General features: G+C 62.3%; 8 protein-coding genes and 1 riboswitch. Of the genes, 1 reads left to right on the plus strand and 7 read right to left on the minus strand.

Features of this window, described 5'->3' with window-relative positions; genetic code table 11:
• Nucleotides 1-2: 2 nt before the first annotated feature.
• Nucleotides 3-1,559, minus strand: coding sequence for a TerC family protein (locus GQX66_RS24610; RefSeq protein ID WP_007960262.1), 1,557 nt, complete (start codon nt 1,557-1,559; stop codon nt 3-5).
• A gap of 295 nt (nt 1,560-1,854) precedes the next feature.
• On the minus strand, nt 1,855-2,265 hold the full coding sequence (locus GQX66_RS24615) for a MerR family transcriptional regulator (protein ID WP_129973278.1): 411 nt from the start codon (nt 2,263-2,265) through the stop codon (nt 1,855-1,857).
• Nucleotides 2,266-2,344: 79 nt separating this feature from the next.
• On the opposite strand from GQX66_RS24615, the gene GQX66_RS24620 reads away from it, so the two are divergent.
• Complete coding sequence (locus GQX66_RS24620; protein ID WP_129973279.1) at nt 2,345-3,568, plus strand: NADH:flavin oxidoreductase/NADH oxidase family protein; 1,224 nt, start codon at nt 2,345-2,347, stop codon at nt 3,566-3,568.
• Between the two features lie 3 nt (nt 3,569-3,571).
• On the opposite strand, the gene GQX66_RS24625 is transcribed toward GQX66_RS24620, so the two are convergent.
• From GQX66_RS24625 to cobW, 5 genes are read right to left on the minus strand one after another with little or no spacing between them, the layout of a single operon-like run.
• Nucleotides 3,572-5,215, minus strand: coding sequence for a phospholipase D-like domain-containing protein (locus GQX66_RS24625; protein WP_240871902.1), 1,644 nt, complete (start codon nt 5,213-5,215; stop codon nt 3,572-3,574).
• Nucleotides 5,216-5,255: 40 nt separating this feature from the next.
• Complete coding sequence (locus GQX66_RS24630; protein ID WP_240871914.1) at nt 5,256-5,939, minus strand: VWA domain-containing protein; 684 nt, start codon at nt 5,937-5,939, stop codon at nt 5,256-5,258.
• Nucleotides 5,921-6,922, minus strand: a complete 1,002-nt coding sequence (locus GQX66_RS24635; RefSeq protein ID WP_134020303.1) for an AAA family ATPase — start codon at nt 6,920-6,922, stop codon at nt 5,921-5,923. The genes GQX66_RS24630 and GQX66_RS24635 overlap by 19 nt, the downstream gene beginning before the upstream one ends.
• Before the next feature lie 8 nt (nt 6,923-6,930).
• Entirely contained in the window at nt 6,931-10,779 is a 3,849-nt protein-coding gene (gene cobN, locus GQX66_RS24640; protein ID WP_240871903.1) for a cobaltochelatase subunit CobN, read from the minus strand.
• 3 nt (nt 10,780-10,782) lie between these two features.
• Complete coding sequence (gene cobW / locus GQX66_RS24645) at nt 10,783-11,856, minus strand: cobalamin biosynthesis protein CobW (RefSeq protein WP_197867956.1); 1,074 nt, start codon at nt 11,854-11,856, stop codon at nt 10,783-10,785.
• A 98-nt stretch (nt 11,857-11,954) separates the two neighbouring features.
• Nucleotides 11,955-12,165: riboswitch (cobalamin riboswitch) on the minus strand.
• Nucleotides 12,166-12,849: the final 684 nt, after the last annotated feature.

Here is a 12,849-nt window from a genome sequence, read left to right on the forward strand (position 1 = left end):
CGTCAGGCCTCACGCACCAGCAATACTCGCGTCACGCGACGTTCTTCGACCGCCATCACGGTCATGCCCCAACCTTCATGTTCCAGTCGATCGCCCTTCATCGGCAGGCGATCCAGCAGGCTCATCACCAGCCCGGCGAGGGTCTGGTAATCCTCGGTTGGCTCGGCGCGAAAACCGGTGTGCTCGCGGATGCGGGTCAGATTCAGCGCACCGTTGACGATGTACCCGCCCTGCTCCTCGACCACGTCCGGGCCGGCGATTTCGCTGGCATCCGGCAGTTCGCCAGCAATCGATTCGAGAATGTCGGTCATGGTCAACACGCCGACAAAGTCACCGAACTCATTCACCACAAAGGCAATGTGGGTCGAAGCCGCACGCATTTGCTCCAGTGCGTTGAGGATCGAATAACTGTCCAGCAGATTGACGGTCTTGCGCGCCAGGTGTTCCAGGTTCGGCTCGTTGCCGGCCAGATATTCCTTGAGCAGCTCTTTCTTGTGCACGAAGCCCAGCGGCTCATCGACCGCGCCGTTACGAATCAACGGCAAGCGCGAGTAGGACGAATGCATCAATCGCGTACGAATCGCCTCAGCGTCGTCGGCCAGATCAATGTGATCGACATCGGCGCGCACCGTCATCAAGGCGCGGATCGGTCGCTCGGCCAATTGCAGCACACCGCTGATCATCACCCGTTCGCGACGGTCGAACAGCTCCGCACTCGGCGCTTCACCGTTATCCAGCAAGTCGGAAATTTCCTCGCCAACCTCCTCCACCGCCAGTTTGCGACCGCCCAGCAGACGCATCACCGCGTGGGCCGTGCGCTCGCGCATCGGGCGCAAGCCCTGCATCGAGCGCTTGCGACGAGCGCGGGCGATCTGGTTGAAGATCTCGATCAGGATCGAGAAACCAATGGCCGCGTACAGATAACCTTTCGGGATGTGGAAGCCCAGGCCTTCGGCCGTCAGGGCAAAACCGATCATCATCAGGAAGCCCAGACACAGCATGATCACCGTCGGATGGGCGTTGACGAAGCGGGTCAGCGGCTTGCTGGCAACGATCATCACACCAATGGACACGACCACCGCGATCATCATCACCGCCAGTTCATCGACCATGCCCACAGCGGTAATCACCGCGTCCAGGGAGAACACCGCGTCGAGCACAACGATTTGCGCCACGATCGGCCAGAACAGCGCATAAGCGGTGTTGGTCGAGCGCTCGCCGATATGGCCTTCCAGCCGTTCGTGCAACTCCATGGTCGCCTTGAACAACAGGAACACGCCACCGAACAGCATGATCAGGTCACGGCCGGAGAAGCTCTTGCCGAACACTTCGAACAACGGTGCCGTGAGGGTGACCAGCCAGGAAATACTCGCCAGCAGGCCAAGACGCATGATCAGCGCCAGGCTCAAGCCGATGATTCGCGCACGATCGCGCTGATGCGGCGGCAGCTTGTCCGCCAGGATCGCGATGAACACCAGGTTGTCGATACCCAGCACCAGTTCCAGCACGATCAGTGTCAACAAGCCCAGCCACGCCGTGGGATCCGCTAACCATTCCATAATCTGTCTCTATCTCTCGTCAGTGAATTCAGGCTGCCGGACACGGCAAAGTGCGGCGCGAAAGCTCGAAGGCTGCGCCATCAACGATAGTCGGGAGTCGGAAGACTGGATGCTGCGAGTGCGTCAAGACCGCGCCATGGCGCGAAGGGAACGTTGTTCTTTGAGTAGAACTGGGAGGCTCCGAGAGGGTATTCATGCAAATCCTGAATGAAAAAAGGCCTTGAAGCGTACAGGCTCAGATGACTTTTCCTACAGCTGGAAATCATTTCAAAATCTGTACGCCTTCGCCGTCGCCTCAGGATTCCGGATAGATCGCGGCGAGAACCCGTTCGGCATTCGCACCGCAACTCATGCCTTCGGGCCTGGATTGAATACTGTCGATCACCTCCAGCAGCCGCGCCTTGCTTTGGGCCAGATGCTGCTGCATGACTTCGATCTGCTCGACCTTGCGCGTCAGGCCTTCCACCAATTCTTCGTGCTTGAATTCGCCGGTTCCGGCTGTTGGCAGCAACTGCTTGAGTTCTTCCAGGGAAAATCCGGCCTGCTGGGCGCTGCGGATAATGTTCAGGGTTTGCAGCACTTGCGGCGGGTAACGCCGGTAGCCATTGCCCAGCCGCTCCACTTTCGGAATCAGGCCCTGGGCCTCGTAGAAGCGAATGCTAGAAGCGCTCAGCCCGCTCCGTTGCGCCAATTCACCGATTTTCATTTCAGCCTCGATTTGCCTGCTTGACATTAAAGTTGACTTTAAGCTTAGCCTTTCTCCATCACTGATGAGGAGTCAAGCAATGTCGCCCTTCCAGATTTTGAAACTGCCCAACGGTCAGACCGTCGGCAACCGTATCGCCAAAGCCGCCATGGAAGAAAACCTCGCCGATCGTGACCAGGCTCCCTCCCGCGAACTGTTTCGCCTGTATCAAGCCTGGGCCGACGGCAGCGCCGGGTTGCTGCTGACCGGTAATGTCATGATCGACCGCCGCGCCATGACCGGCCCTGGTGGCGTGGTGCTCGAAGACGAGCGGCATCTGGACCGTTTCCGTCAATGGGCCGAAATCGCCCGCAGTGGAGGCGCACAAGTCTGGGTTCAGCTCAACCATCCCGGCCGCCAGACCTTCGCCAATATGGGCCAGCAAGCGCTGGCGCCATCGGCAGTGGCGCTGGAAATGGGTTCGTTCTCGAAACTGTTCGCCGAGCCCAAACCGATGACCGAGGACGACATCGAAGAGGTCATTCAACGTTTCGCCAGGAGTGCCGCGCTTGCCGAGAAAGCCGGTTTCAGCGGTATCCAGATCCACGCTGCCCACGGCTATTTGCTCAGTCAGTTTCTCTCGCCGCTGACCAACCGCCGCACCGACCGCTGGGGCGGTTCGCTGGAAAACCGTGCGCGCCTGCTGCTGTCGGTGATCGAGGCTGTGCGTCAGGCCGTTTCACCACAGTTTTGCGTGGCGGTGAAGCTCAACTCCGCGGATTTCCAGCGCGGCGGCTTCGACACGGACGATGCCCGTCATGTGATCGAATGGCTCAACGAACAGCCAATCGACCTGCTCGAGCTGTCCGGTGGCAGCTACGAAGCGCCGGCGATGCAAGGCGAAGCCCGCGACGGACGCACCCTGGCCCGTGAGGCGTTCTTTCTGGAGATGGCCAGTGAACTGGCCAGTGTGGCCCGCATGCCAGTGATGGTCACCGGCGGTATCCGGCGCCTGCCCATCGTCGAACAAGTGCTCGACAGCGGTATCGCCATGGCCGGCATCGCCACTGCGCTGGCCATCGAACCGAGTCTGGTCAAACACTGGCGCGAAGGCCGCCACAGCGAACCGCAACTGCCGCCGATCCGCTGGAAACGCAAACCGCTGGCCGCACTGGCGAACATGGCCGTGGTGCGTTTCCAGATGGCCCGCCTGAGCCGGGGTCGCCAGCCGCATCCCGAAGTGTCGGCACTCTGGGCGCTGATTCGCGACCGGTTGTATCTCAGTCGCCGCACCCGGCAGTACCGTCAGGCAATGGATGTATAAACCCTAGCGTCCGGCAAACCGCAGGCGAGACAGCTGACGCAAATCCCCTTCGACGTAATAGTCGTTGGTCCAGCTGTCATTCGCCGCCAGCGGCTGCACCTGCTTCAACGCCAGTTTTTTCGCGAAATAGCGGAAGCGGTAATGCTCGTAGAAGCGCAGCAGCTCAAGGCCGTAACGGTCCGCCAGTTCGGTGTCGCCGCGAATGATCAGGTAGTTCTCGTCATTACCGTTGCTGGCCGAGGTGCTGAGGTTGTGGCTGCCGCTGATGATGGTCGGGCTGTCGCTGGTGAAGTCGGTGACGATCGCCTTGGTGTGCACCAGCAGGTTGCCCTTCTGGCCTTTCATGTTCTCTTTCAGCCAGCCTTCCAGCCCGGTGTTGAGCAGCGCGGTGGCGGCGAACTCAGCGGTTCGGTCAGCGTGAAACCCGGTGATGCGGCTGACCGTATTTTGCAGGCCGTAACGCAGGATGTCGTCGTGAGGCTGACCGAGCAATGCGTTGAGAATCGCGTCGGGCAAGGCGAATGCCGTGACGAACAGCACGTCTTTCCTCGCCGCGTTAATGATGTCGACGAACTCGCGCAGATCGGCACCACCACTGCGCGGCGAGAACCCGGCAAACAGCGGTTGCGCCGTGTTCATCGGGTTGTGCTGGGTGATCCAGTCCCGGGTGGCACCGACATCCGCCGGCGTTGCCCAGACCTGCTCGAACGTCTGCAGATAGCTGGCCGCGACAACGGTGTCGTCCAGCACATGCACCACGTTGGCCTGACGATAAACACCGTTGGCGGTGAAGTTGGTGCTGCCGCACAGCACGGCCTGGGGCTGCCGCTCACCGCCGGCGATGCGACTGAGGACGATGAACTTGTCATGGAAAATGTCGTGGGTCACCCGGCCGCGCTTGTTGGCTTCCGGCAGCTTGGCAAGGCTGGCCTCGTTCATCGTGGTGTCTTCGTCACCGGGCTTGGCGTGATACAGCACCCGCACCTGTACGCCGCGATCGAAGGCGGCGTTCACCGTGTCGATGATGGCTTGCAGTTGATACTCGTAAATCGCGATGTCCAGCGCCCATTGCCCGTCGACAGCTCGCTCGATAAAGCCCTGCAAACGTCCGAGCAGGCCGTTTTCCAGCCATTGCCGCGCAGCGTCGGGCCAGGCTTCGATCGGCATGTTCTTGTTGGCGCTGATCTGTGCATCGAGATCGGGAAACTTGCGCTGGAACGCCTGACTGGCAGCCACGGCGCGGTTGAAGATCACGCTCTGGTTGGTCGGGTGTCCGTCATCCGAGGTAATGCTCAGTTCCAGCGACTCCCCAAGCACCGGCGCGTCGGCGGTGCCGTAGGCCAGGTGCACGCGGTAATGCAGGGTCGTCCCGGGATTGACCGCGTAATCGGCCCAGCGAAATTTCTGCAAGGGTGCAATGTCGCTCGGCGTGGCGTGAAACTGCTGGAAAGTGTGAGCCTTGCCGGGAAAGGTCAGGCTGTTGAACAGAAACTGCCACGGCCTGTCGCCCTGCTGCTTCTCGATGGCAAACCCCAGCAGGCCTTTGCGGCGGGGTTCGGCAAGATCCATTGCCAGCAGCACGCCGTTGGTGCCGGCGTAAGCCTTTACGCGAAAATCGTCCTGAGGATTGGCAACCAGTACGCGCATGATTCACTCCTTGTGATGTGGGCTGGATGCAGCATAGACCTCAGACAGACAGCAGGTCGTCGATATGCCGGTAATCCGCTTCCAGTGCAGTCGCCAACTGCTTCGCCCTGCCCAGCCTGATCGGCCCGCGTTCGATATCGATCAACAGGCCCGGACAGGCCAGCACCGGCAACCCCGACCATTCTTTCAAGCGCCCATCGGTCAATACCAGTAGACGCTGTTGTTCGGCCGGGAACCGCTTGCGGCGTACCGTCAGCCAGTGCTCGGCCTCGTTCAGCGCCGCCAGCAATGGCGTGCCGCCTCCCGCTCCCAAGTCATCGAGCCACACACGCAGTCCGCTGGAAGCTTTCAAACCCTGCACCTGCCATTTCGGCGCCGCGCCACTGGCAGTCAGCAAGGCGAGCCGCGCCCGTTGCCGGTAAGCATCATCGAACAATTGCGCGAGCACGCCTTTGGCATCGCTCAATGCTTGATGACGTCGAGTCGAGGCCGAGGCGTCGACGATCACCAGCCACAGTTCATGGGGCGTGCGGGTGCGCAGTTGAAACAGCAGATCCGCCCGGGTTTTCGGACGGCCATTGAGCAAGGTTCCGGGCCAGTTCACCGAGCCACTGCGAGCCGCGTGACGCTTGCCCTGGCGACCGTTATCGAGGCGTCCGGCGCGGGGTCTGGCATTCGCCCCCGCGTCGGATCGGGGGCGAATGCCTAGGGCTTTTTTGGCCAGACAGGCACTTCGCGGCGGGCGCCGGTAGCGAGTGCTGGCGCCGGCATTTCGCCCCACTGGCCCTGCCCTTCACTCGCCTCGGCGTTAGTGCCGGACGGCGATTGCGCCGGTGGCTGTGCAGAGGGTGAAGACTGCTCGCGACGACGATGACGCAAGGCAAACTCAGCCACGGCATCAATGTCTTGCTCGGCGATGGCTTCAGCCCCGCGCCACGCCGCATGAGCACGCGCCGCACGCAGCCAGACCAGATCGGCGCGCAAACCATCGACGCCCGCCGCGAAGCAGCGCTCGGTGATCTGCGCCAACGCCGCATCATCCAGCGGAATACCCGGTAAAACCTTGCGGGCGTTCTCGCAGCGCTGACGCAGAGCTTGCTGCTCAGCCTCCCACTGCGCACAGAACGCCTGCGGATCACTATCGAAATCCAGTCGACGACGAATGATCTGACCACGCTCGACCGGCGCTGTGTGACCGCTCAGTGCGACGTTCAAACCAAAGCGATCCAGCAATTGCGGACGCAATTCACCCTCTTCCGGGTTCATCGTGCCGATCAATACGAACTTCGCCGAATGCCGATGGGAAATCCCGTCACGCTCGATCAGGTTGGTGCCGCTGGCAGCGACATCGAGCAGCAAATCCACCAGATGATCCGGCAGCAAATTCACTTCATCGACATACAACACGCCGCCATTAGCCTTGGCCAGCACGCCCGGAGAAAACTGCGCACGACCGTCGCTCAATGCCGCGTCCAGATCCAACGTGCCGACCAGTCGCTCTTCCGTCGCCCCCAGCGGCAAGGTGACGAACTGACCGCTGGCCAATAGATCCGCCAGACCCCGGGCCAGCGTGGACTTGGCCATGCCACGCGGGCCTTCGATCAGCACGCCGCCGATCTTCGGATCGATGGCCGTCAGGTACAGCGCCAGTTTCAGGTCATCGGCGCCGACCACGGCGGAGAGCGGGAAATGCGGGGTGTCGGTCATGTTCAGTCTCAGCTCTCTTCTTCTATGTCCAGCAGCAGGTTTTCCAGCGCCTCTTTGTAGGCGCCCGGTTCCTGCCACATCCCGCGTTGCTGCGCTTCGAGCATACGCTCGGTCATGTCGCGCAAGGCGTGGGGATTATGCTCGCGCACAAAGTCGCGGGTCGCCGGATCCAGCAGATAGGCATCGGCCAGCAACGCGTACTGGTGATCGTCGATCAATTGCGTGGTGGCGTCGAAGGCAAACAGGTTGTCGACCGTCGCCGCCAATTCGAACGCGCCTTTATAGCCGTGACGCTTGACCCCGTCGATCCATTTCGGATTCGCCGCTCGGGAGCGAATCACACGGTTCAGTTCTTCTTTCAGCGTACGGATCTTCGGCAGATCCGGCTGACTGTGGTCGCCGTGATAACTGGCCGCCGCTTCGCCGCGCAGGCTTTCCACGGCAGCGAGCATGCCGCCCTGGAACTGGTAATAATCATTGGAATCGAGCAGGTCATGCTCGCGGTTGTCCTGGTTTTGCAGCACCGCCTGCACTTGGCTCAGGCGCTGGACGAATTGCTCGCGAGCGGCGGTGCCCTCATCGGAGCCACCGTAAGCATAGGCGCCCCAATTCAAGTAAACCTCGGCCAGATCCTCGCGGGTTTGCCAGAGTCGACCATCGATAGCGCCCTGCACACCTGCGCCATAAGCGCCGGGTTTGGCACCGAAGATTCGCCAGCCGGCCTGACGTCGCGCCGCGTCTTCATCCAGACCCGATTGCCGTAACGCCTCACGCTCGGCACGCACTTTGGCGGCCAGCGGATTGAGATCGTCCGGCTCGTCCAGTTCCGCCACGGCTTGTACGGCGGCGTCGAACAGGCGGATCAGGTTGGCAAACGCATCGCGGAAAAATCCGGAGACCCGCAGCGTGACATCGACCCGAGGCCGGTCGAGCAGGCTCAGCGGCAGAATCTCGAAGTCATCGACCCGCTGACTGCCCGTGGCCCACACCGGGCGCACGCCCATCAGCGCCATGGCCTGTGCGATGTCGTCACCGCCGGTGCGCATGGTCGCGGTGCCCCAGACCGAAAGGCCGAGCTGGCGCAGGTGGTCGCCGTGATCCTGCAGGTGTCGCTCCAGAATCAGCGTGGCCGACTGGAAACCGATTCGCCACGCCGTGGTGGTCGGCAGATTGCGCACGTCCACCGAGTAGAAATTGCGCCCGGTCGGCAACACGTCGAGGCGACCGCGACTCGGCGCGCCGCTCGGGCCGGCCGGGACGAATCGGCCGCTCAACGCGTCGAGCAAGCCGTGCATTTCGGCCGGGCCGCAGGCATCGAGGCGTGGGGCAATCACTTCGCGCAGGTTGTCGAGGATTGCACCGACTTCAACCCAGCGCGGATCCTGTAGGAGCGAGCCTGCTCGCGATGGCGTCAGGTCAGGCGATTCCGTTTTGAATGACACACCGCTATCGCGAGCAGGCTCGCTCCCACAGGGGAATGGCAGTGACTGGGAGATCAACTGGGTGGCGAACAGTTCAAGGCGTTCACGGGTATCCCCCGCCGTGCGCCAGACCTCGTCGCTGATCGCCAGCAGTTCCGATGGGCGCGGGCCGACCCAAGGATCAGCCAGTGCACAATCCAGCGGATCGAACCCCAACTGAAACGCCTTGGCCAACGCCCGCAACAGACTCGACTGAGCCCCTTTGCCATCGCCACGCGGAATCCGCAGCAGCGCCAGCAAGGTATCGATACGCAAACGCCCGGTCGGCGACTCACCAAAGATGTGCAGACCATCGCGGATCTGCGACTCCTTCAAGTCACACAGATAGGTGTCCAGGCGCGGCAGCCAGATCGCCGCGTCGGCATCGCTGTCGAGGGCGGCATCCAGTTGCAGTTCGCGATCGATCTGCGTGTCACGCACCAGTTGCAGAATGTCGCGCTGCAATTCCCGGGCGCGGCGCGGATCGAGCAATTGTGCTTCGTAATACTCGTCCGCCAACAGCTCCAGATTGCGCAACGGGCCGTAGGTTTCTGCGCGGGTCAGCGGCGGCATCAGGTGATCGATGATCACCGCCTGAGTGCGACGCTTGGCCTGGGCGCCCTCGCCCGGGTCGTTGACGATGAACGGATAGATATTCGGCAGCGGCCCGAGCAGCGCGTCCGGCCAGCAATTCTCCGACAGACCCACGCCCTTGCCCGGCAGCCATTCGAGGTTGCCGTGCTTGCCGACGTGGATAACGCCATGAGCCCCGTAGGTCCGGCGCAGCCAGAAATAGAACGCGAGGTACGCGTGCGGTGGCACCAGATCGGGGTCGTGATACACCGCGCTCGGATCGACCTGATAACCCCGCGCCGGTTGAATCCCGACGAAGGTCAGACCAAAACGCAGACCAGCGATCATCATCCGCCCGTCACGGCACATCGGATCGTTCTGCGGCGAACCCCAGCGCTCCAGCACCGCTGCGCGATTGGCTTCTGGCAGCGCATTGAACATCGTCAGGTAATCGTCCATCGCCAGGCTCTGCTGGCACGGGCGCTGATCGAGCGTATCGAGATCGTTGCTGACACCGCCGAGCAATTGCTGGATCAGTTCGGTGCCGCTGTCCGGCAGTTCGGCCGGCAACGGATAACCTTCAGCCTGCAACGCTCGCAGGATATTCAGCGCAGCAGCCGGCGTGTCGAGGCCGACACCGTTGCCGATGCGACCGTCCCGGGTCGGGTAGTTGGCGAGGATCAGGGCGATGCGCTTTTCAGCGTTCGGCACCCGCGCCAGATCGACCCAGCGCCGCGCCAGTTCGGCGACGAAATCCATGCGCTCGGGCTGGGCCCGATAACACACCACGTCGGACTGACTGCGCTCGCTGCGCCACGCCAAGTCCTTGAAGCTGATCGGCCGGCTGATGATCCGGCCATCAAGCTCCGGCAATGCAATGTGCATCGCCAGATCCCGCGGACCGAGGCCCTGCTCGCTCTCGCGCCAGCCGGGTTCATTGTCCTGGGCGCAGATCGCCTGGATCACCGGAATGTTGCGACGAAACGGCCGCAGATGCGGCGCTTCCGGGCTGGACTGGGCGAAACCGGTGGTGTTCAAAATCACCGAGGCCTCGACCTCATCCAGCCAGTCCTCGACCACCGACAGGCAGCCGGGCTCTTTCAAACTGGCCACGGCGATCGGCAGCGGATTGAGTCCGGCCGCCTGAAGCCGTTGGCAGAACACGTCGATAAACGCCGTATTGGCCGCTTGCAAATGCGAGCGATAAAACAACACCGCCGCCACCGGTTGACCAGGTAGCCAATCGGCTTGCCAGTCACTCAGTGCGGCGGTGTTTTTGTTCGGGTGGTAAATCGCCGTGCGTGGCAGCGTTTGCGGCTCGCCCCACACGTAATCCCGCGCCAGCCAGCGATTGGCCAGGCAACGGAAAAAGTCCAGCGCATTGCCCATGCCGCCCTGACGCAAAAACTGCCAGAGCCGGTCGCGGTCTTCCGCGCCGACGGTGCTCAGGTCGCTGAGCTCCGGGTCGGGTCGGTCATCGCCCGGCACCAGAATCACCTGCACGCCACGCTCGGACAACTCGACCAGCCGCTCGACGCCATAACGCCAATAGGCGATGCCGCCGTGCAGCGAAATCAGAATGACCTTGGCGTGGCGCAGCACTTCATCGACGTACAGGTCGACCGACGCATGGTTCTGCACCTGCATCGGGTTGGCCAGCCGCACGCTCGGGTAATCCTCGGGCAGTTGCTGCGCCGCTTCGGCGAGCAGCGCGAGGCTGGAATCGCCGCTGCACAGGATCACCAGCTCGGCGGGGGTTTGTCCAAGGTCGGCAATGTTGTCATCCGACACGAAACCGCCGGGCTGGGTCCTGAGCAGGTGCATGGCTTAAACGCTGAGCGCGGCGCGCAGTTGCGCTTCGAGCTGGGCCGCGTCCAGTTCTTGGCCGATCAACACCAGACGGGTGATACGCGCTTCTTCGGCGCCCCACTGACGGTCGAAGTGCTTGTCGAAACGCGTGCCCACGCCCTGGATCAGCAGACGCATCGGCTTGTTCGGGATCGCCGCGAAACCTTTGACCCGCAGAATGCCGTGCTGAACCACCAGTTGCGTCAGCGCGTCGAGCAACAGGCTTTCGTCGGCTTGCGGCAGCTCGATGGAAATCGAATCGAAGGCGTCGTGATCGTGGTCGTCGTGATCGTCATCGCCTTCACCGTGGTGGTGATCGTGATGGCTGTGGCGGCTGTCGATGTGTTCTTCGGAGCCGGCACCGAGGCCGATCAGCACGTCCAGCGGCAGGCGACCGTTGCTGGCTTCGATGATTTTCACCGCAGGCGGCAGCTCTTCGGCGACTTCCAGACGGACGCGCGCGAGGTCTTCGGGGCTGGTCTGGTCGGCCTTGTTGAGGATGACGAGGTCGGCGCTGGCCAGTTGGTCGGCGAACAGTTCGTGCAGCGGCGATTCGTGGTCCAGGTTCGGGTCGAGTTTGCGCTGGGCATCGACCTGATCCGGGAACGCGGCGAAAGTACCGGCGGCCACGGCCGGGCTGTCGACCACGGTGATCACCGCATCAACGGTGCAGGCGCTGCGGATCTCCGGCCACTGGAAGGCTTGCACCAGCGGCTTTGGCAGGGCCAGGCCCGAGGTTTCGATGAGGATGTGGTCGAGGTCGCCGCGACGGGCCACCAGTTCGCGCATCACCGGGAAGAACTCTTCCTGCACCGTGCAGCACAGGCAGCCGTTGGCCAGTTCGTAGACGCGGCCGGTGGCTTCTTCTTCGGTGCAGCCGATGGTGCACTGCTTGAGGATTTCACCGTCGATGCCCAGCTCGCCAAACTCGTTGACGATCACCGCGATGCGGCGGCCCTGAGCGTTGTCGAGCATGTGCCGCAGCAAGGTGGTTTTGCCCGAGCCGAGGAAGCCGGTGACGATGGTGACGGGGAGTTTGGCCAGTGTTTTCATCGGATGCCCTTTGGCAAGGTGGCGGGCATACGGGACGAGACCGGCAACGCGGGTGCGTGCCTGGAGAGTTCGCCACCGGATCACCCCGCCCGGTTGAAAGTGAGAATCTGTGACGAGGCAGGTCTCCTGGCTGACGGTGTTCGGGCCTTGGCCCGGTATCCGCTGCGCCTTCCCGCTGGCTCTGGATTGAGTTGGCAGTGGCGTGGCAGCGAACAGCACCGTTCACAGTTGCGGGGGCAGCCGCGGCTTGGACCGCGTTCCCTTCTTAGCTTCGGCGTGGGCCGAAGAACCTCGAAAGCGCAAGGCTACGCAGGGTGTGGGGATGGGTCAATGGTTGGTGGATTTTGGGATTGGGGGCATATCCGTTGCTTCGGGTGCTGCCGCTGGCGGTTTCGCTCTTACAGCGAGTCCCTTTTTCAAACGCCAAAAAGGAACCAAAAGGCTTTTGCCCCGGCGTACGGCACTTCGCCTAGGCTCAGTGTTCCCTCGCTACGGTGTCCATCAGGGGGCATCGCCTACGGTTTGCTTCGCTGCACCTCCTCTCGATGTATGCGGCTTCGCCGCACGGCGCTGCGCGCCTATCCCCTGATGGACACCTCCGCTCGGCCTGCCGAAGGGGCAAAAAATCAAAAGCCAGAGCCAGAGCCAGAGCCAGAGCCAGAGCCAGAGCAAAGGCCAGATCAAGAGCCTTCCCTCACCCTAACCCTCTCCCGGAGGGAGAGGGAACTGACCGAGGTGTTTGCGGGAGCTACGCCGACGTGCAATACCGAGTCGACCTCAGGCTTTGAAAAGCACAAAAATCGGCTCCCTCTCCTCGGGGAGAGGGCTGGGGTGAGGGGTAAACCCACCAAAAAACCAAAGCCGAACACCCCAAGCTCCCCCCCACTCAAAACGATGAGCGTTAGCTCGAGTACCGCTTTTGACGTGCCAGCCCCATCGGAAGGCTGAGTGGAGGGATTGATCCGGGGGTGGGAGCGCAGCGACCGTGCGGCG

The sequence above is a fragment of the Pseudomonas sp. B707 genome (assembly GCF_022496685.1).
Taxonomy (GTDB): Bacteria; Pseudomonadota; Gammaproteobacteria; order Pseudomonadales; family Pseudomonadaceae; genus Aquipseudomonas; species Aquipseudomonas paraglycinae.

Excerpts from the sequence above, each read along its gene's own strand:
- GQX66_RS24615 (WP_129973278.1), bottom strand. The coding sequence starts at position 2,265 with ATGAAAATCGGTGAATTGGCGCAACGGAGCGGGCTGAGCGCTTCTAGC.
- GQX66_RS24620 (WP_129973279.1), top strand. The coding sequence starts at position 2,345 with ATGTCGCCCTTCCAGATTTTGAAACTGCCCAACGGTCAGACCGTCGGC.
- cobW (WP_197867956.1), bottom strand. The coding sequence starts at position 11,856 with ATGAAAACACTGGCCAAACTCCCCGTCACCATCGTCACCGGCTTCCTC.
- cobN (WP_240871903.1), bottom strand. The coding sequence starts at position 10,779 with ATGCACCTGCTCAGGACCCAGCCCGGCGGTTTCGTGTCGGATGACAAC.
- GQX66_RS24610 (WP_007960262.1), bottom strand. The coding sequence starts at position 1,559 with ATGGAATGGTTAGCGGATCCCACGGCGTGGCTGGGCTTGTTGACACTG.
- GQX66_RS24625 (WP_240871902.1), bottom strand. The coding sequence starts at position 5,215 with ATGCGCGTACTGGTTGCCAATCCTCAGGACGATTTTCGCGTAAAGGCT.
- GQX66_RS24635 (WP_134020303.1), bottom strand. The coding sequence starts at position 6,922 with ATGACCGACACCCCGCATTTCCCGCTCTCCGCCGTGGTCGGCGCCGAT.